This window comes from Desulfobacula sp., assembly GCF_030145145.1.
Classification (GTDB): Bacteria; Desulfobacterota; Desulfobacteria; order Desulfobacterales; family Desulfobacteraceae; genus Desulfobacula.
On sequence record NZ_JAQYWD010000052.1, the window covers coordinates 1 to 20,763 of the forward strand.

Annotated in this window: 14 protein-coding genes; 5 read left to right on the top strand and 9 right to left on the bottom strand. The window is 49.8% G+C overall.

The features are described 5' to 3' along the window. Nucleotides 1-242: 242 nt before the first annotated feature. The 6 genes from Q1Q15_RS22760 to Q1Q15_RS22785 all read right to left on the bottom strand — a co-directional run bounded on the left by Q1Q15_RS22760 (nucleotide 243) and on the right by Q1Q15_RS22785 (nucleotide 12,256). Nucleotides 243-3,425 (bottom strand): efflux RND transporter permease subunit, encoded by a 3,183-nt coding sequence (locus Q1Q15_RS22760; protein WP_300464945.1) that lies wholly within the window; start codon nucleotides 3,423-3,425, stop codon nucleotides 243-245. Further along, the gene (locus tag Q1Q15_RS22765; RefSeq protein WP_300464946.1) at nucleotides 3,425-4,771 is read right to left on the bottom strand and encodes an efflux RND transporter periplasmic adaptor subunit; all 1,347 of its coding nucleotides are present in this window, start codon (nucleotides 4,769-4,771) and stop codon (nucleotides 3,425-3,427) included. The genes Q1Q15_RS22760 and Q1Q15_RS22765 overlap by 1 nt, the downstream gene beginning before the upstream one ends. A 142-nt stretch (nucleotides 4,772-4,913) precedes the next feature. Beyond that, nucleotides 4,914-7,160, bottom strand: coding sequence for a hypothetical protein (locus Q1Q15_RS22770; RefSeq protein ID WP_300464947.1), 2,247 nt, complete (start codon nucleotides 7,158-7,160; stop codon nucleotides 4,914-4,916). A 96-nt stretch (nucleotides 7,161-7,256) separates the two neighbouring features. Further along, nucleotides 7,257-9,224 carry a hypothetical protein gene (locus Q1Q15_RS22775; RefSeq protein WP_300464948.1) on the bottom strand — a complete coding sequence of 656 codons (1,968 nt, stop codon included), beginning with the start codon at nucleotides 9,222-9,224 and terminating at the stop codon, nucleotides 7,257-7,259. A 67-nt stretch (nucleotides 9,225-9,291) separates the two neighbouring features. Then, nucleotides 9,292-11,847 carry an RHS repeat-associated core domain-containing protein gene (locus Q1Q15_RS22780; protein ID WP_300464965.1) on the bottom strand — a complete coding sequence of 852 codons (2,556 nt, stop codon included), beginning with the start codon at nucleotides 11,845-11,847 and terminating at the stop codon, nucleotides 9,292-9,294. Next, a complete protein-coding gene (locus Q1Q15_RS22785; protein WP_300464949.1) occupies nucleotides 11,786-12,256 on the bottom strand; it encodes a hypothetical protein in 471 nt (156 codons plus the stop codon). The genes Q1Q15_RS22780 and Q1Q15_RS22785 overlap by 62 nt, the downstream gene beginning before the upstream one ends. Nucleotides 12,257-12,493: 237 nt before the next feature. On the opposite strand from Q1Q15_RS22785, the gene Q1Q15_RS22790 reads away from it, so the two are divergent. The 5 genes from Q1Q15_RS22790 to Q1Q15_RS22810 all read left to right on the top strand — a co-directional run bounded on the left by Q1Q15_RS22790 (nucleotide 12,494) and on the right by Q1Q15_RS22810 (nucleotide 17,423). Then, nucleotides 12,494-13,639: a radical SAM protein gene (locus Q1Q15_RS22790; RefSeq protein ID WP_300464950.1), complete on the top strand. Its 1,146-nt coding sequence runs from the start codon at nucleotides 12,494-12,496 to the stop codon at nucleotides 13,637-13,639. Then, a complete protein-coding gene (locus Q1Q15_RS22795; protein ID WP_300464951.1) occupies nucleotides 13,632-14,747 on the top strand; it encodes a radical SAM protein in 1,116 nt (371 codons plus the stop codon). Before Q1Q15_RS22790 ends, Q1Q15_RS22795 begins: the two co-directional genes overlap by 8 nt. A 252-nt stretch (nucleotides 14,748-14,999) precedes the next feature. Further along, nucleotides 15,000-15,494, top strand: a complete 495-nt coding sequence (locus Q1Q15_RS22800; RefSeq protein WP_300464952.1) for an ATP-dependent zinc protease — start codon at nucleotides 15,000-15,002, stop codon at nucleotides 15,492-15,494. A gap of 5 nt (nucleotides 15,495-15,499) precedes the next feature. Continuing rightward, a complete protein-coding gene (gene rimK, locus Q1Q15_RS22805) occupies nucleotides 15,500-16,405 on the top strand; it encodes a 30S ribosomal protein S6--L-glutamate ligase (RefSeq protein WP_300464953.1) in 906 nt (301 codons plus the stop codon). Beyond that, nucleotides 16,356-17,423, top strand: coding sequence for a succinylglutamate desuccinylase/aspartoacylase family protein (locus Q1Q15_RS22810; protein ID WP_300464954.1), 1,068 nt, complete (start codon nucleotides 16,356-16,358; stop codon nucleotides 17,421-17,423). The genes rimK and Q1Q15_RS22810 overlap by 50 nt, the downstream gene beginning before the upstream one ends. 3 nt (nucleotides 17,424-17,426) lie before the next feature. On the opposite strand, the gene mgtE is transcribed toward Q1Q15_RS22810, so the two are convergent. The 3 genes from mgtE to Q1Q15_RS22825 all read right to left on the bottom strand — a co-directional run bounded on the left by mgtE (nucleotide 17,427) and on the right by Q1Q15_RS22825 (nucleotide 20,572). Continuing rightward, nucleotides 17,427-18,791: a magnesium transporter gene (gene mgtE, locus Q1Q15_RS22815; protein WP_300464955.1), complete on the bottom strand. Its 1,365-nt coding sequence runs from the start codon at nucleotides 18,789-18,791 to the stop codon at nucleotides 17,427-17,429. 63 nt (nucleotides 18,792-18,854) lie between these two features. Next, nucleotides 18,855-19,034 (bottom strand): hypothetical protein, encoded by a 180-nt coding sequence (locus Q1Q15_RS22820; protein ID WP_300464956.1) that lies wholly within the window; start codon nucleotides 19,032-19,034, stop codon nucleotides 18,855-18,857. A gap of 68 nt (nucleotides 19,035-19,102) precedes the next feature. After that, entirely contained in the window at nucleotides 19,103-20,572 is a 1,470-nt protein-coding gene (locus tag Q1Q15_RS22825; protein WP_300464957.1) for a hypothetical protein, read from the bottom strand. Between the last annotated feature and the right edge of the window lie 191 nt (nucleotides 20,573-20,763).

Below are 20,763 nucleotides of genomic sequence, written 5' to 3' on the forward strand. Positions count from 1 at the left end.
CGCTCTAAAATTTCTCACTGACCAATTTTCAAAGATCAAAAAAAAACTCCCCGAGGACACTCAAACCGTCTCTCGAGAAGACCGGCAGATAATGCATGAATTTTTTACTTCTGTCAAACCTTTTTTTTGTTTTTTCTTAAATTATTTTTTATCCGTCCTCTTTTTTCAGACCATAATTATTGATCTTTAACCGTTTAATCTGCCCTCAACAGCCTTATTCTTATGAATAAAACCATACCCATTTACTCATGTGACGGTCCGTCTGGGATATCTTTATCCATGGTTTTCATGGTTACCCGCTTTCTGTGTTTTCCCAGTGCCTTATATATCATCACGTAAAAAAGCGGTGCAAAAAAGATCACCAGAAAAGTTGAGGTGACCATGCCCCCCAGCACACCGGTGCCGATGGCCCTCTGTGCCCCTGATCCTGCCCCGCTGGCCAGGGCCAGGGGCAGGATGCCGAATCCAAAGGCCAGGGACGTCATTATGATGGGGCGCAACCTTAATTTAGCGGCTTCCAGGGTTGCTTCGATCAAACTCGCGCCTTCATCGACCCTGGCCCTGGCAAACTGAACGATGAGGATGGCGTTCTTGGTGGTCAGGCCAAGGGTGGTTAGCATTCCGATCTGGAAATAGACATCATTGGGCATTCCCCGAAAGGTTGACGCCATAACACCGCCGATGACCCCCAGAGGAAGGCACAGCAGAATCGCAATGGGAATGGGCCAGCTCTCATACAGCGCCGCCAGGCACAAAAAAATCACAAAAATAGAAACCGCATACAGCAGGGGTGCCTGGGAGCCAGCCAACCGCTCCTGATAAGACAACCCGGTCCAGTCAAACCCAATCCCCCGGGGCAGCTTGGCGACGATTTCTTCCATGGCCTGCATGGCTTCACCGGAACTTTTTCCCGGTGCCGGTTCGCCCCAGATATTGATGGATGGAAAGGCATTGTAGCGCTCCAGCTTGGGAGACCCCATGGTCCAACGACCTGAAGCAAAAGACGTAAACGGAACCATCTTTCCCATATTGTTGCGGACATAGAGTTTTTTTAAATCACTCGGCAGCATGCGATACGGGGCATCGGCCTGGACAAAGACCCGTTTTACCCGTCCGGCCTGGATAAAATCATTGACATATGCACTCCCAAAGGCCGCAGAAATCGTGTTGTGGATGGCAGAGATGGGAACCCCCAGGGCGCCGGCTTTTTGCCAATCAATGATAATCCGGTATTCCGGCACATCTTCCATGCCATTGGGTCTAACCCTTACCAGTCGAGGGTCTTGTGCTGCCATGCCCAGAAGCTGATTGCGAGCTGCCATGAGTTGTTCATGACCAAGGCCGCCCCGATCCTGCAACTGAAAATCAAACCCGGTGGCATTGCCCAGCTCCAGCACTGCCGGTGGCGGGAAAGCGAACACCATGGCCTCTTTTATCTGTGAAAACGCTGCCATAGCCCTGCCAATTATGGGCCCGATTTTCAGGTCCGGCCGTTCCCGCAGCTGCCAGTCCTTGAGTTTGACAAATCCCAGGCCCATGTTTTGCCCGGCTCCGCCAAAACTCATCCCTGAGATTGCCATGATAGAGTCCACCCCCTCTTTTTCCCGGGTCAAAAAATGATTCCTGACCTTGACCAAAACATTTTCCGTCTGCTCCAGGGTCGAACCCGCCGGCAGCATGACCTGGATAAACAAAATCCCCTGGTCTTCATTGGGAAGATACGCTGTGGGCATACGATGAAACAAATACCCCATGGCACCGGCAATCACAAAAAACACGAGCAGGGCCCGCATTTTTTTGGCCAATATACCGCCAACCAGACGGATATAGCCGTCTCTGGAGCGAGAAAAAAAATGATCAAACCACTTGAAAAAAGGGCGTAAAAAAAAGACGGCATCATCCGCGGCTTCATGTCCCTTGGATACCGGTTTGAGAAGCGACGCACAGAGGACAGGGGTCAGTATCAGGGCCACCACAACAGAAAGCAGCATGGAGGCAATGACGGTGACGGAAAACTGGCGGTAGATCACCCCGGTGGAACCGGGAAAAAACGCCATGGGAGCGAATACTGCCGAAAGCACCAGCCCGATTCCGATCAGGGCGCTGGTGATCTCGTTCATGGATTTGGCTGTGGCCTCCCGGGGAGAAAGCCCCTCCTCGCCCATAATCCGCTCCACATTCTCCACCACGACAATGGCATCATCCACCAGGAGGCCAATGGCCAGAACCATGGCAAACATGGTCAACATATTGATAGAAAACCCGAAAAATCCTAAAACGGCAAAGGTGCCCAGGAGGACCACCGGCACCGCTATGGTTGGAATCAGGGTGGCCCGGAAGGTCCCCATGAACACATACATGATGACAAACACCAACAGGACGGCCTCGAAAAGGGTCTTGACCACTTCCTCAATGGCCACCTGGGTAAACGGGGTGGTGTCGTAGGGATAAATCACTCGCATGCCCGGGGGGAAATATCGACTCATCTCATCCAGTTTCTGCTTGACAGCATTGGCTGTATCCAGGGCATTGGCACCGGCGGCCTGCCGGATGGCCATGGCGGCAGAAGGTTTTCCATTGTAAGTACCGATGATATCATACCGCTCAGCCCCCAATTCTGTTCGGCCGATGTCCTGGATACGGACCACAGACCCATCCGGATTGGTGCGGATGGGTATGGAGGCAAACTCCTCCGGGGTCTGGAGAAGATGCTGGACAATAATGGCGGCATTCAGGCGCTGGCCGGCCCTGGCTGGAGCCCCGCCGAACTGACCGGCGGAAACCTCCACATTGTAAGCCCGCAGAGCCATGATAACATCTTCCATGGTCAAGTGATAATTGGTCAGTTTATCGGGATTCACCCAGACCCGCATGGCATACTGGGAACCAAAATTTTCAACCTCGCCCACACCCGGGACCCGGGACAATATCTTTTCCAGATTGGATTGTGCATAATCCCGCAAATCTTCTCCATCCATGCTGCCGTCTTCCGAGATTAACCCCACAATTATCAGGTAGTTCCGTGTGGATTTGCTGACCTTGACCCCCTGGCGCTGCACCACATCCGGCAGGCTGGCCATGGCGAGCTGGAGCTTGTTCTGGACTTTGGACCAGGCCAGATCCGGATCCGTTCCCGGGGCAAAGGTCAGTTCGATGCGGGCCGCACCGGATGAAGAGCTGCTGCCGGAGACGTAGAGCATGGAATCCAGACCGGTCATTTTCTGCTCAATGATCTGGGTCACCGTGTTTTCAACGGTCTCCCCCGATGCCCCAGGGAAAAAGGCTTCAATGGCGATGGAGGGCGGCGCAATGGGAGGATACTGGGATATGGGTAAATTGTAAATGGCCAGCCCGCCGGCCGCCATTATAACAATGGCAATAACCCAGGCAAAAACCGGCCGGTCCAGAAAAAATTTTGACAGCATCAAGCACCTCCGTCCTTGCCCTTTTGCGACGGTTCAGTCTGTTCGACGGCTGTCCCTTGCTTGGCATTCGTTGCATTAAAAGGGACAACGGTTACAGCCATACCCGGCCGCACCCGTTGCATCCCCTCAACGATGACCTGATCGCCAGGAGCAAGGCCTGACGATACAAGCCAGTGGTCCCCAATGGCCCGATCAAGGGTGAGCATGCGCTGTCCGACTTTGTTTTCAGCCGTCACTATCAACGCAACTGGATTTCCTTTGTGATCCCGGGATACCCCTTGCTGGGGAATAAGGATAGCCTGCTCATTCACCCCTTCTTTAATCACCGCCCGGACAAACATGCCCGGCAGGAGAACACCGTCGGGATTGGCACAAATAACACGAAGGATAACGGATCCCGTCGTCGGATCCACGGTGACATCACTGAACTGCAGTGTTCCTTCCAAAGGGTAGGGCGTACCGTCTGACAGAATGATCCGGACTTTATTGGTATTGGTTTCATCATTATTGAGGTGACCGTCTGCCTGGCTGCGTTTTAATCGTTGCAACTCAGTGGTGGATTGAGGCACATCCACGTAAATGGGATCCAATTGTTGAATCGTGACCATGGGAACCGGCTGATATGCGGTCACAATGGCACCCTCGGTTGTATTGGATTTACCGATCCGCCCGGAAATGGGTGCGATAACACGGCAGTACCCCAGATTGATATGGGCCGTCTTCAGTGCCGCTTTTACCTGCTGGATAACCGCTTTTGCTGCAGACACGGATTCCCTGTCGCTGGCCAGCTGGGCCTGGGCAGCTTCGAGGGATGCTTCGGCGATTTTGGACTCCGTGGCAATTTGATCTCGCTGTATGGCTGAGACAGCATTCACCTTGGCCAGGTCTTCATACCGCCGGGCATTTATCCGGGCGAGGGCCAGGGTCGCCTGCTGTCGCCTAACCCCGGCACTGTCCATCACCACTAGAGCCCTGACTCGATCGGCAGCCTTCTGTGCTGCAACGAGATTGGCGGCTGCTGAATCGAGCATGGCCTGAAACGGGGCAGGGTCAATCTGGTAAAGTATCTGGCCTGCTTTGACAACTGATCCTTCTGTGAACAATCGTTTTTGAATGAGGCCGTTAACCTGGGGGCGGATTTCTGCAACTTTACAGGCCTTGGTTCGGCCAGGCAACTCAGTGGTCAGCACAATCTTTTGCGCCGATACCATTACCGTAGACACCACCGGCACAGGCGGTGGCGGTGGGACTTCCTGGTGCCGATCACACCCGGTTGTTAAAAAACTGCCGAGCAGGGCCATTAAAACGAAGAATATTTTTTGTTGCTGATTAAAATTTTGTTGCATTAAAATCTCCAAACTGCCGTGTTATCCATTAAAAAAACGAAACGTCTTATCCTATAATTAGGATGTCATGGTCACAAAATAGCACAAGACGTTCTACTGTCAAACGAAAACAATACGTTCAATCAAGGATTTTCTGTATGGGTCATTCTTTATGGGTTTTTTCCAGTTTCTGAAGGATAAAAATGCCTTCCTCCATGCCGACCCGGCCGTCGGCGTTCACATCACTCTCACAATAGGGAATAGCGTCACCTGGCAATGTGTCCATTGTTTTCAGAATGAGAATAACGTCTCTTAAATCAATACCCTCGTCTGCATTAACATCACCTGCCATTACCTGTTTTCCCTGGTAAGATAGCACCAAGGTTCCCGGTGTTCCATCAGCCGTATCAACTGCAATGGCATAGGTTTGCCCCGCTTCGGCAAAAAATGACAGACGACTCCACTGGCCGTTGTCATCGTCATTTTGTGCCACCCGGCTCAAGGCATCCACGGAATTGCCCAGATAGACAGCAAGCACGGTATCAAAGGCGGAATTTTCCGTATCAAAAATCAGGGTACCTGAACGCGTCGCTGTCCAGCGCCACCAGAGAGAAGCGTTTGCACCATCATCGTAACCGGCATGATCCGGCTCCCCGTCCTCAGCAGAAGTGCAAAAATTGTTTGTTGCCTGTGATCCGGAACTTCCGGAGAGAACAACGGCCTGATCAAAATTGTCATTGACAGCCTTATTTGGGAAATCCGCACAGTCGTAGAGGTGGAAATCTTTGTTTGCAACAGACTGGTCCAACACAATGGGAATCCCTTTTGCGCTTCTGCAGTCCACAACATGTCCGTTTTCAGACCACCATTCGGGAATATAGGCACTGTTGTCAGTATAATAGGCTCTGGTTTTCAAAAAATAAGTTCCCGGGTCAAGCCCGGAAATCGTATAGCTGCCATCTGTACCGTTCACCACAGTGCCGCTTTCATATGTTGCTGTGCAGGCCGATTCGCCGACATAGCAGAGGGCATACATGGATTCCGAATCAATGGGCGATCCATCAATGTTTAAAATTTTACCGGAAATTTCACCTTTCCGATGAAGACTGAAATTGATGGAACCGACCGGCTGCCCGTCCGTCAGGGTAATGCCCTCGGCCTCACTGCAGTCAAACGTGCTCCCCTCGGTTGACCACCACTCCAACATATAATCGCTGTAACTATAATACGCACGGATGAAATAGGTCCCTGCATCGAGCCCCTTCAGTGAATAGCTGCCGTCATTTGACATATTAACATAGGCCGCGTATGAGACATTGCAGGGCGGAGCCGTTTTGTATAAATAGACCCGCATGGAACCGGTCAGCGGGGTTACACCATCAAGCTGGAAAATATTACCGGAAATGGACCCTTTTTCTTTGAGATGAAAGTCGGTTGTTTCAGCAAGGTCTCCCACACTGGTAATCGTAATGGGCTGGCTTTGTTCACAATTCTGAGTCCCCCCGGCAGGTGACCACCATTGGTCATAATAATAGGACACGTTAGTCATGAGATAATATGTTCCCGGCGGCAGGGCATCAATTTCAAAAAACCCGGCGCTGGTGTTATCATAGGTAATAAACTCGGGATCACACGGGTCACCCCGATACAACTGGACCCTGCTATACTCCGGCACAGGTGTGGTTCCATCCGCCTTGTAAAGCGTGCCGGATATTTTTGCACCGATATCCATATGAATTTCAAGCGTTGTCATCTCCTCGCCGGAAGAAACAACAATTTCCGAGGCTTCAGCACAGGTAAAGGCGTTTCCATTTTGGGACCACCATTCCGAGGCATAGAGGTTGTAGCGCGTATCCACGAAGATATGATACCGCCCCGGTTTAAGGCCCTGGAAGGAAAACGTACCGTTGCTCCGGCTTGAATAAACAGAGTCAATCGATGATTCCTGGCAGGGATCATCAGGATACAGATACACATAAAAACCCAGGTTCATGGTTGCACCATCGGGCTTGTAAAGCGTTCCGGCAACAGTGGATTTCAGATCAAGCCGAAAATTCTTGTCCGCCTGGGCCACCCCTGATGCAAGGGAAAAAACATCTGCATCCGGACAGTCAAATGCATCGCCGCTTTCAGACCACCATTCATCAAGATAGGGATTCGAAGCCTCCGGATCGGCAAGGAGCGTGTAATTTCCCGGGCCCTGCCGTGAAAAAGCATACTGCCCCGTGACGGGATCGGATGTGACAGTGGGTATCTTTCGATAATAATTGCAGGTATTTTCAGGATAAATACCAATGGGCACGGCTTGATCAACGGTTGTCACGCCATCCTTTTGATAGACGGTTCCGGATATGGTGGCCCCCACATCCAGGAGGATATCCTTATCTGTTAAATCCGTGTTGTCGACCACATGCAGGTGTGTCGCCTGGAAACAAAAATAGGCATTGCCACCTTCAGACCACCATTCATCCGCGTAAGACGTGCCTTCCGCATTGACGAAAATCGTTTAGAGGTTGTTGCTCAGGTTATGGATGACATACAGGCCTGTGTCCGGGTCATACGACCCCCGGGTCACTTCCCGGGCATTGCAGGGGTCATCTGAATAGGCTATAATTTCAACAGGTTCCGCCACAGGCGTGACCCCATCGCTCTGATAAATATGTCCGGAAATGGCACTGGCCGGCTGCAGCTTGAAGGTCTTATCGGACGCAGTGACACCCGCCTGCACCGTCGTATAATAAGCATCTTCACAGGAGATGGTGCCGCCGGTTCCGTTCCACCAGGCAAAGGCATACGCTGTCCCGATGGGGTTGATCCGCATATAGTATTTGCCCGGGGGCAATGCTTGTTGATAAGATCCATCCCCGCCCGGTTTTGTAAAGGTCACAAGTGGCGTGTCGCAGCCAGCAGTGGATGTCCCCGGGTACAGATAAAACTCAATCATCAGGGAATCGGTCACCGGCGTTTCACCATCACTTTCAAAGACGGCTCCCGAGATGACACCTCCCGCATCCAGTTGAAAATCAATATCCGGCACATCCGTTTGGTCGGTCACGACAACAGAACCGGCTTGCAGGCAATTGAAGGCGTTCCCTGCATCGGACCACCATTCCTCAATGTAGGCGGTCCCCAGATCCCTTGCCTTAAGAAAATAGGTTCCCGGCTTTAATCCGGTCAGGGTGTAAGTGCCCGTTGCCTCATTGATCAGCGCGGAAACAAAGGGATTGCCGGTGCAGGCATCCTGTGCATATGCTTCAATCACAATGGTCTCACCCATGACAGCCATTGTCCCGTTGCTTTGATAAAGGGTGCCGCTGATACTGTTTCCCTTGTCCAGGTGAATATCAATGGTGTCGATTGGCGCTCCAGGCACGATAGTTAATGCTTCGGCAGTTGAACAGTCATGAGCCTCGCCCCCGGTTGCCCACCATTCCGGTTGATACCCGCTGACACCCGTATCAGCCTTGACAAAATAGGTACCGGCACTGAGACCTTCAACTGAAAAACTGCCGTCTGACGGGTTGAGGGATGTCGACTTGATCAGCGCACCGGTGCAGGCGTTCTGCCCATAGACCCTAATGGAAAGATTGCCTGACTCAGCAGGCACGGCACCCCCGCTTTCCAAAACAACCCCGGTAATGGACCCGGATTGATTCAGGTAAATATCATTGCCCGTAATCTCGGATACGGAAGTCAAGACGATCTGATCGGCATGATGGCAGTCAAAGGCATCGCCGGCCGCTGAACACCATTCCTGTATAACCGTCGTTTCAGACGGTTCGGCAAGAATGTAATACACATCATTGCGCAGATTTTCGAAACAATAGGCCCCGGTGCCAGGTGCCGACCAGGTAGCGGCCTCAAGTGCAAGATAGCTGCAGGAATCACCGGTGTATGCCTTGACCAGTACCGGTTCTGCAGCGGGTGTACCCCCCGGCGCATACAGGGTTCCGGAGATATGCTTGTTCAGGACAACGGCAGGGTTGCTCTCGCCGGCATCCACACGGCCATTGTGATCGGTATCTTCCGTGCCGTCCTGGATCCCGTCGTTGTCCGTATCCGGATTGCAGGGATCTGTTTCATCTGAATCAATAACCCCATTCCGATTGATGTCTTCAAAACCATCGGGAATCCCGTCATCGTCGGAGTCTGCATCATCAATATACGGGCAGGACGAGGTGTTTTCCCTGGTGTCGGGAAGGAAATCCCCATCCTGGTCTTCCTGGGATATGTGCCCAAGGGTCATGATATTGCCTGCCGCATCATAGGTGTAGCGAAAGGAATAGCCCGACTGATAATCGGCATGGCTCAAACGCCCGCGCTCGTTATAAGTGTAACCCGCCGTTTCATTGGAAAAGGCTGTGGTTGAATATCCAAATACGGCCAGTATGGAGAATAAAAGAAAAAAAGAACGGATAAAAAAGCGTTTCTTCGTATGATAGATTGTCTTTGGTTTTTCCATTTCAGCCTTCACTATTTTTTCTCCTTCTCCATAAAGGGACTTTGATTAGAGATGGTTATGATGGTAAATGCTCTTTTTTTTATTCCAGCGGAACAACACCGACCCCGTAGCTGGTATCAAACAAATTGGCTCTTGTTCTGGTTATCACCCAATCATTGGGTGACATGACGCCACCCTCAAAATCGTATATCTGTGTACTGCCCAAAAAATCTGTCTGCTGACCCCCGCCCGGTATGGGGATGCCCAGTAACTTTGTCATGGGAATCGGGTCCAGAACGGCAATAACTTTTCCCGTACTTTTATCCACGATTCCCGTTGAATGATGCTTGAATGTATTCCCTCCGCCATAGTCTTGCACACCGATGCCGATATGAACCATTTCAAAATGTTGAAGCCCGCTGAGAGTCGGCTTATAATCTTCCGGAGACCTTTGGATGCCCGTAAGTGCGCGGGTGCATCCCTCACAATTGGGGTTATTTTTGTTTCCTGAACGGATTAAAGGATCAAAAAACCCCGGGGCAACAAAATCTTTAAGATTGTCATATTCCCCAAAGATTTTTTCCAGCTCTTTGGCTTTTTCCGGATCTGTCTGTTCGTAAGACTTAATAAGTTCATTCCGGTATGTTTTATCTTTTTTCATTGGATCTTCATGGTCGGTTATTTCACTTGTTCTGGGGTCTATTTCAAATGTTGTTGTTGGTTTTTCAGAATACCCCAGCGGGTTTGATCCCGATTCAGCGGAAAAATCTGAAATATCCGCCACTGCCGTCTCATCCAACAGGCCGGATGGATCGATTTTGTTGATCGGGTCTGCGCCGACATAGGCATAAACATTGGCGCCGGACAACGTTCCCAGAGGGTCCTCGGTTAAAAACCGTCCCATTCCTGCATCGTAATACCGGGCCTGCATATGGGAAAGACCATTTTCATCGGCCAGGACACCCCATATTCCCACATACTGAAAGGGGTTCTTTATTGTCCCCCCACCGGCAGTCACCTTACCGTAAGGCCCATAGGCATAAGTCTGGATCGTTTTTTGAGTTGCGTCGGTCACCGCCACAACAGATCCCCTTGGATCAGCATGGTAAACGCGGATGGCGTTGTTTTCATCAAGACTGTAGAGAAGCGCATCGGCATAGATATGGTAAGACGTGAGCTGGTCATTGCTGTCGGAAACGGCAAGCACGGCATCATCCACCCGCTGATAGCGGATTTCATTTCCATTATGGGTTTTGGCAACACGTTTGCCGGCAGCGTTATAGGCATATGCTGTTGTATCGGTTCCGTTAGCAACAGATAGCAACCGGTTGAACACATCATAGGTGTATGTCGTTACTGCCGTGCCCGCTGTTTTTTTGATCAAATTGCCGTTTACGTCGAACGCATAGGTCACGGTATTGGTTCCACCGGCCTGGGTTAAAATCCGGTTGACACTGTCGTAGGTATAACCTTGTGTGGTGTCTGTGACAATTGCGGAAGGGCTTGTGATGCTCGTGATGCGGCCATCTGTATACGACAATTCAATCCGCCGCCCCTGGGTGTCCGTGATGTTATCCAGCTGCGTGGAATGTTCGAAAACAATGGCATTATTGTTGAGATCAAAAATGCGGGCCAGTCTTCCCTGACCATCGAACGCCCAGTATAAACCGCCCCCTGCATTGGCCGTCCATCCTTCGGGACTGATACGCACAAGATCGATGGACGGGTGGCAGTTAAAAGCTTTGTAATTATCCGTTCCGGAAATTAATCGGAAAAACTCTTTGTGACCATCGCTGAAGTGAACGGTTATGTCATCGCCCTGCTGGACCAGGTAAATATGATATGAGTGAGTCCAGCCATATCCCAGGGGACCGTTCTCCATTGCAGCGGAAGAGTTGTAGGCCGCTTGAAAATTAAAATGGATCTTGCGAACGCCGGGAAATCGAAACAATCCCTGGCTGAAATAATAATTGCCCGTGGCAGGATTCACCGGATCTATCACATTGTTGAACTGCTCACCGTTAAGGGATGACGGATGAATCATCTCGGGAACCTCGGGCTGCATGGCAACGTTCCAGGTCGTAACCTCTTTTGGCTTGAGATTCACTGCCGGGCCGATCTGTGAAATAAATCCCGGTCTTTTTGCGTACAACCCATAGGTTTCATTGGCCGCCACCACCATCTTGTAATGACCTGAAGCACTGGAGACAGCCCCGGTATCTTTTGACAGGGAACTGCTGTAGCCTGATATTTCAACGCCGGGAAGTGTTGCTCCGGTGGGGGCAAACTCGCAATAGCCGATAACGGTAGCGCACTCCGATGTGATGGTGATGGTTTTCGTCTTGGTGTCGTGGCCCACCGGGCCATAGGCGGTCAGGCTGACCGTATACGTCCCTTCCGTGTCATAAATATGCACCGGGTTCTTTTGTGAAGACATGCTGCCGTCCCCAAATACCCATTTGAACGTGTTGCCGCCGCAGGACTTATTGATAAATTCAGTCTCATCTTCAACACAACCGATCCCCTGGGATTCAAAGTCCGCGACAATGCCGTCGAGGACGGTTATTTCATAGGTATCAAGCGTGTAGGGCCCTTCATGTGAGCCGCCCGTAATAGGTCGGTGTGATGGTTGCCGTACCGCAGCCAGTGACCTCATATTCAATGGTTGGCCCACCAAACCAGGTATCTGAAAATTCATGTCCGGAAGACCAGGTGCAACTCAGGCAATAGGGTCCGCAGCAATCTGAACAGGTTTGGATTTCATCCCCCACCAGACAGGGCGTACTGCACCAGCCACAGTGATCAAAATAGCCGCGAATCTGCCTCAGGCCGGTGGTTGAAAACCATACCCCCTCGCTCCCGCCAGTGGTTTTGACCTTTACCTTGATGATTTCTCCGATATTTGCCGATGAGGGCACCTCTAAAGAGAGGCCGGCAGGATTTGCCGCAGCTGCCGTTGAATGTATCGACAAAAGAATGAACAGGCAGACGAAAAAAACAATGGAAATCTTTTTGCGAAATGAAAATAGGCGATTCCCAGGAGCTGAAGTGGCTGGCTGCCGCATAATGGATTTCTCCTCTTTTTAAATAAAATGTCTGAGGTAACGCGTTGTAACCGTGGGGAAAAATATAGGAAAAGACGTTTTTTTGTCAATGGAAAGAAAAAAAAGTTACCCTGACAGATAATCCCGGTATTATCCGCTTATTTTTCGCGCGCGGTGCCGGATGATTCCTAATTTCCATTGACCGCCCTTCATTTTTTGGTGACAAAAATCTTCCGGGACGGTATGATTGGAATCAAAATGAAAACACACACAGTGAAACTTATTCTCGGATTGGTTAAAAAAGGTATTTTTTCCCGATATATGAAATTCCTGGGAAAGGCGAGCCTTCCCCAGGCCATCAGTCTTGAAATCACCCAAAACTGTATTGCCCGGTGCATGATGTGCAATATCTGGAAAACCAACCCCAGAACTGCTGACCTGTCTGCTCCCAAATGGTTGGAATTGCTTTCTTCAACGTTTTTTGCAGATCTCAGGGAATTGGATATCACCGGTGGCGAACCCTATTTCAAAGAGGATCTGACAGATATCCTGCTGGGGATATGCCGATTGAAAAAAACCTACCTGAAACGACTCCAGTCGGTTGCCGTAACAACCAATGGATTGTTGACAGAGGATGTTTTAACCATAACCGAAACCATATTACCACCGTTTAAACGGGCAGGGTTGGATCTGGTGGTGGTGTGTGCAATGGATGCGGTGGGGAAAGTCCATGACCGGATCAGAAATTATAAGAATGCCTGGGAAAAAGTGAATTCAACCCTTGAAGGGCTGATACACCTGAGAAAAAAATACACCAATTTGATTGTTGGATTAAAGACAACTGTTTTACCCCTGAACATCAAAGAGCTGAACAGCATTGTTCAGTATGCGGATGACCGGGAACTGTTTACCATTATTTCTCCGTGTATCATCACAAAGGGCAGATATTTAAATCCAGAGAAAAAAAAGCAATTGGAATTTAACCCTGACCAAAAAAAAGAATTGGCACGGTTTTATCAAGGACATCATTTTAACTGGAGCCTTCATGCAAATGCACTGTCAGAATTTTTCAAAACAGGCAGAATGAAAAAACCCTGCACCTGCGGCTTTAATTATTTTTTTATTCGCAGCACAGGGGAGATGCATCTGTGTCCTTTGATTGACAACAGCGTTGGCAATATAACCACTTCAGATGCCGCTGATTTATATTTTTCCAAACCCGCCATTCACGGTCGAAAAGAAATCGGCAGGATGGAACAATGTCTTACCTGCACGGAACCCGGACTGGAACGGTATGCGCTTCCCCATGAGGGATTTCATTATCTTCGGCATATGCTTATAAGAGGATTTAAAAATTTTTCAGCATTACACCGGAATATGGGGCTGGATAAATTTGATGGATAAAGCAATAACCGCGACCCTTGATGCCATTACCCGGGCCGGACTGAAACCGCCAAAGAGGGTTACCCTCATGGTCACCAATGGCTGCAACCTTTGCTGTTGCCACTGCTGGCCAGAAAGCCGCTCCAATAAAACCACCCCACCGGTCCCTGCAGACAGCATCATGCGGGTGATCCGGGATTTTGTTGTCCTGGGGGCGGAAGAGATCTGTCTCACAGGAGGGGAACCCCTTACCCATCCGGACTGGTTTGACATCCTTTCTTTTGCCTGCAACCAGACCGGACTGGATCATGTTCGCCTGCAGACAAACGGTACACTGCTCACCGAGGTGGAGATTGCTGCCCTGGGTTCCATCAATTTCAAAGGCCTTACAGTACAGGTGAGCCTTGACGGTGCAACGCCAGAGACCCATGACCGGGTAAGGGGATCCGGGAGCTTTGTTCAGGCCTTTCGAGGATTGAAATTATTGGCCGATACCGGTATGGGCAAGCAGGTGGTGGTGGCCTTCACCGAGACCCAGCATAATTTTGCAGACCTACCGCCTTTGTTCCAGCTGCTGGACGAACTGGGAATCGGACAGCTCGTGAGCGGAACGCTTGTAATGGGTGGCCGGGCGTCTCACACCGACCAGTTAGCGCCCCCCACACCCTCACAATACAGGGAGCTGATAACACGCTATCATTCTGATTCGCTGTTTAAATCCCGATACAAAAAAATGGGAAATATTGCTGCCATTGAATGGTTCACGGGAAAAGCATTTCCTGGGGCAGATGGTTGCAGATGCCTGGAAACACCCTACATTACCGCAGATGGTAATATGTATCCCTGCCTGATGCTGCCCATGGATCAATTGGCTGCCAGAGACGTATTTCACCGTCCGCTGGCGGAAGTCCTTTTCCAGGGGCTCGCCCGATGGGCTGAACTTCCTGAACTGAATCACAGACGGTCGGTGGAACTTGAGGCGTGTAAAGCGTGTCCGAACAGGCTGCACTGCGCCGGTGGATGCATGGGTCGTGCGTTCACGGCCGTTGGTGATTTCATGGCTGTGGAAGACCGGTGCGCCTTGAGGCAAGCGGTCTATTCATGGAAACCCCACCAAACGGGGAAATAGTGATCTTTCCGGGAAGAGAGATCCCTTCCTGGGAAAAAAGAAATGGGGCAGTCGGGAATTTGTGAAAGCATTCTCTCGGCAATTTCAGGACGCGGTGTCCCTGGGGTTTCTAACCTTTCTATTGACAGAGGACTTGCTTATGCCTTATTCTTGTTGTGTCTGGTCCTTTTAATCGGCAGAATAATACCCTTGTCAAAAAATCCGAATGTGATGCGTGTATACAGCTCTTTTCGGTCTGCAAAGGATGGCTTTTTGTTAGGTTCCCAATCAAAGTTGGTACAAGAGGAGTGTTCCATAATCGGGTGGAAAGAATGGCTGGTGTTACCGGACCTGGGTGTCCCCGCCTTAAAAGCCAAAATAGACACCGGTGCCCGAACGTCTGCACTCCACACCTTCAGCCTTGAGGAATTTACGCGCCAGGATAAGCTGATGGTGCGTTTTGGTATCCACCCGTTGCGGAAACAAAATAAAATCGAATTGTTCTGCGAGGCACCTGTATTTGACCGCCGTTTTGTTAAAGACTCGGGCGGCCACTCTGAAATGCGGTATGTCATTAAAACCACCGCTATCCTGGGCAGCATGCAATGGCCAATCCAGATAACATTGACCAACCGTGAAGGCATGATGTTCAGGATGCTGTTAGGACGGACAGCCCTTAGACATCGGTTTGTCGTTGATCCGTCCCAGGCCTATCTCACCGGACGCGAATTGGCCATGTCTTATCCAAATTCTAAAATCAGGAGGTAACACTTATGAAAATCGGTATTCTTTCCCGCAAAGCAACACTCTATTCAACGAACAGCCTGGTTGAAGCTGCAAAAAATCGCGGGCACTCGGTATCGGTAATCGACCCGTTACGTTGTTATATGGACATCACCTCCCATCATCCTGCCATTCACTATAAAGGAACAAAGCTTGAAGGATTTGATGCGGTTATCCCGAGAATCGGGGCATCCATAACATTCTATGGGACAGCAGTCGTGCGACAATTTGAAATGATGGGGGTATATTCTGTGAACGAATCCGTTGCCATCAGCCGGTCACGCGACAAACTCCGCAGTCTGCAGCTTTTGGCCCGTGAGGGGATTGGTCTGCCAGTCACCGGATTTGCCCATAGCACAAAATTTACAGATGATTTGATTTCAATGGTTGGCGGCTCGCCGCTGGTCGTGAAAATGATTGAGGGAACCCAGGGGGTCGGTGTTGTCCTGGCAGAAACCCAACAGGCAGCCCAGAGCGTTATTCAAGCTTTTCGCAGTCTCAAAGCCAATATTCTGGTCCAGGAATTTATACAGGAATCCAGCGGCACGGATATCCGTTGCTGGGTTGTGGGTTCAAAAATAGTCGCAGCCATGAAGCGCCAGGGACCGGAAGGGGAATTCCGGTCCAATTTACACCGCGGCGGGCAGGCAACAAAGATAAAAATAACGCCTGAAGAGCGGTCCACAGCAGTGCGGGCTGCTAAAATAATGGGGTTGCGGGTGGCGGGTGTAGATCTGCTGCGATCAAATCACGGACCCGTCGTTATGGAAGTTAACTCTTCTCCCGGCCTGGAAGGGATAGAAACGATCACGGGCATAGATGTGGCCGGTATGGTGATTTCTTATATTGAAAAAAACGCAAGTCCGGGAAAAACCGGTACCAGCGGGCGCGGCTGATATGCAACGCCCTGCAACAATCGCCGGTACACAGGTGAACCCCGGCACACAGGCAACCGTTCATATCCCGGTGCCCCGGCTGTACACCCATACAGACATGGCCATGCCTGTCCATGTCATTCACGGGCGGAAGGACGGTCCAAGGCTTTTTGTCTGCGGGGCCATCCACGGTGATGAAATCATCGGTACTGAAATTATCCGGCGCCTTATTAAACTTAAAAAGGTTAAAAACCTTCGCGGAACTTTGATTGCCGTTCCAGTGGTAAATGTCTACGCCTTTGAGCAGCATTCACGATATTCACCTGACAGAAGGGATATGAACCGGTTTTTCCCCGGGTCCAAAAAAGGGTCATTAACCTCCCAGATAGCCGAGAAGTTCATGTCTGAAGTTGTCAGGGCCAGTCAGTATGGTATCGACCTGCACGCCGGTTCAAATCACAGGGCAAATTTTCCACAAATTCGGGTGGATATTGAAAACCAGGAGGCGCTTGATTTGGCCAGGGCCTTTCGAGTACCGGTGGTGGTCAATGCCGGCATTCGTGACGGCTCTCTTCGGAAGGCAGCAGCCGAGGCAGGTGTTCACACAATACTATATGAAGCCGGCGAGGCGCTTCGTTTTGATGAAGAAGCCGTAAGGGCCGGTGTCCGTGGGATATTATCTGTAATGACAAGCATTGAAATGCTGCGTCCGTCAACGCGTCGGAAAACGCCACAAATGGATCCTCTGATTGCCGACTCAACTTCCTGGGTGCGAGCACCAATCAGCGGGATTTTACAGATGGAAGCGCCTCTGGGTGCCAAAGTGGCAAAGAATAACCGTATCGGCGTCATTGCAGATCCATTTGGAGATCAGGAAGTGGCCATACTTTCACCCGTGTCCGGAGTGGTGATCGGCCGCCTGAACCTTCCCCTTGTGCATCGGGGAGATGCTGTCATTCACATTGCTCATCTGGACCGTCTTAAAAAAATTGAGCCGGCCATCGAAGAATTTCGGGAAGAGATTGCCGACGAACGATAGGTATCAGATTCCTGCAAGCTTTGGCATCAATGCTGCCGCAAAACTCAAAACAAAGAAAAAACCGCACATGTCGGTGACCGTTGTCAGCAGCGGACTGGAAACAAGGGCCGGATCCAGTTTCAATCGTTTGAGCAGCAGCGGCAGCATCCCGCCGAGCATTACTGAGACCAGTGTGTTTGCAGCCAAAGCACCCCCGACCACAAATCCAAGCCATGGATTTCCTTTCCAAACAAACGCCACCATGCCGAGCAGCACCCCCAGGACCAGGCCGTTTAAAATACCGACCCTGGCCTCTTTTGCCAGAACCCAGAACAGTTCTCCGGGCCGGACAAGGCCCAGGGACAGTTCCCGCATGGAAACCGCCACAGCCTGATTGCCGGAGCAGCCGCTCATGTCGCTGACCATGGGTAAAAATACTGCCAGGGTGATGGCCGCTGCAAGGGTTTCCTGATGAAGGGCAATCACACTTGCGGCAATAATATTGAGAACAATATTCATGCTCAGCCATGCCAGGCGCCGTCCGGAACGCGATAACAGAGGCATGGTTCGGAACTCTTCTCCACCGATGATACCACTGATGCGAAGAAAGGTTTTTGTTTTTCTTTTACTCAACGCTCCTTCAACATCCCCGGACAGAATAACACCGACCATTCTGTGGTCATCATCCACAACAGGAACCCCGAATAGATGATTTTCATCAAAAAAATTTTCCAGTTCTCTAAGCGATGCTTTGTGAGGAATCGTAAGAGGAGACGGTATCATCAGGGTTGAAAGTATTGTATTTCTGGAGGGAAACAGCAGATCATGCATGCGCAGCACGCCGGCCAGTCTTTCGTCCTGGTCGACAACATAAAAATACAGAACGTGATAATCAATATATTTTTCACGATTGGCCTGCAGGTCATCAAGTACATCCTGGATGGTCTGGTGAGTCTTATACACCAGAAATTCGGAAATCATGAGTCCGCCGGCACAATCTTTGGCATACTCAAGAAACATCCTTGCTTCGTTTGCATCTTCAAGGTCCATCTTTGCCAGGACAGCCCTGGTGGATTTTCCATCCATTTCACCCAACACGTCAACCAGGTGATCACTGGGAAGTTCTTCCAGGATAGCGGCTGCTTCTTCAGACGACATGTCTTCCACCAGGTCCGCTGCCTGGGCTTCAGGAATGTCTTCAATGACATCAGCGGCATCCCCCGGGCTTAAAAGGCTGAACAGAAGCATTTGATCATCATTTGCAAGCCGGGAAATAACCCGGGCTGTTTCAGAGGGGCTGAGGTCATTGATAAATTGGGCGACCCGGACACTGTCTTTTTCTTTGATCAGTCCGGCAAGCTGTTCCCATGGCTGAATAAAGTCATTCATATGTTTCCTCAAGCGTGGTCTGAATTTTCAAATCAAGTATCCTCCTCATTGTCATTACAGCGGTCATAAAATGGGCAGGGTAATCATCAGTACAACCCGTATGACCGAGGCCAGGAAAACCCCGACCATTTGTAAATCAAATCCGAATTCGATTATTTGGGTAACTCGGTCCCTTTGTTCGTAAACAGCATTTATCCAGCCCATCGTTGAGGGCTTGATCAGTCCGCCTTTACCAAAACGCATAAAGCCCTGACCATCGCAATTCAGAACACCCAAATGGTTCTGACCGGTTTGATTTTCAGGGTGAAACGCTATGGCAAGCGGATCTGCCGCTCATTGATTTCCCACAGTTCTGTGGGGCCGTAACCGGTAAGTGTCTGCATCTGTCTGAAATTAAAAGCGGACCAGAATTTTCCTTTTTTGTCTTTAGACATGAATGCTGCTTTCATGTAACGATACTCACCTTTCAAGACCCACCAGTCCTTATCGAGGATATTGATTTTATCCGGTTTGATACCCCGATCCTTTAAAAATCCAGTCAGCTGATTTACCAAAGATTTATTGACCATTCCGGCAGCCGGGAAGGGCTGGGGACGGTTGGCCCATTCCTCTTTCTTTTGGTACCAGGCCTTGTTTTGCTTTTCAAGTTTGGAAAGCTGTTCAGAAAATTGTGCGGCCTGATCCTGCAGGGTATCGGACATCTTTTTAATCTGTTCTTTCTGGTAATTAATTTTTTTCTGGCTAAGGACAAAAAGATAAGTCCCGGATTCCGGTTTCCAGGTTTTGTTTTGTTCGAATCGCTGGCTCCATTCATCCAAGGTTCGCTTCACCGGACCTGCCATGTTCCTGGCTTCTGCATTACGATCGTTTTCATAGATTTCAATTTTAAATTTTAAATCGCTTGAAGCCTGGGACAGTTCATGCGTAAGTTCCTTTGCTGAGGTTTGTTTTTCAAAATTGGCCAAAAGGGTTTGGGCCTCTTTAAAGTATCGGTCCTGTTTTTCTAATGCTTCCTTGTTTCGGAGCCCGGGAAACTGCAGGCGTTTGGCGCCTTCATAGTCGATATAAGTTTTGATCCTGGGAAGCCATGTCTGGTTCATGGCTTCTGCATCAGCCTTGGCGGATGCTTTGGCAGCGACCATCTGATTGTTTTGATTCTCCGCTTTCTGTTTAAAAACCGCAAACTTGGCCTGCATCTCTTTGAGTCGTTTAACCCCCGCTGCCACATCAGGATTGTTGGGGTCTGCTTTATTGTTTTTAACAACCCTGTCCAGAAGGGATTGTGCGCCATTCAATTTTTGCTCCGCGTTAAAACTATAGGATTTAACCAAGTTGGTCTTATTGGCCTTTAAGGCTTTTTCACCTTGGTCCATCTCGCTTTGTGCAAAATCCATTTCACCGTAGGCCAATTTTAGATTGGATCTTGCCCCGTGACTTAATGGTTTCGGCCCGGAAGTACTTGATGCTGGTGCGGCTGAAGTCGCTGTCCCAGCGGACTTGGTCCCAAGCTTTTTATCAACCAGTTTTCTTGTGCGATTGTATTTATTTTGAAGAGATTTTAAGGATTTATGTCCGGGATCAGCGGCCTTTACTTCTTCAAGAAGCTGTTTGGCTTGCTTTAAAAGTTCATCTGCGTCAGTAACTTTTCTGGAATAATAGTTACGTTCCGCATTACGGATCATTTTATTGGCTTTTTTTGACAGGTCATCTGCCGAATCAGAAGCCATAACAAGGGTTGTTGACCAAAAACACAATAAAAAAATCATGACTAGTTTTTTCATTTTTTTATCCTCTTTTTAGGGTTAATTCCTTGGACCGAATGAAAACAAAAGTACAGTAACATGCGTATCTTGTCAATAATACGACACTCTTGATGATGTGCTTTTCTGTAAGTGTGACCCTAAAAGTGATGTAATTGGGAATGCATCTCATTTTAAAGTGAAACTTTAAAACTACCCTCAAAAAATGCCTT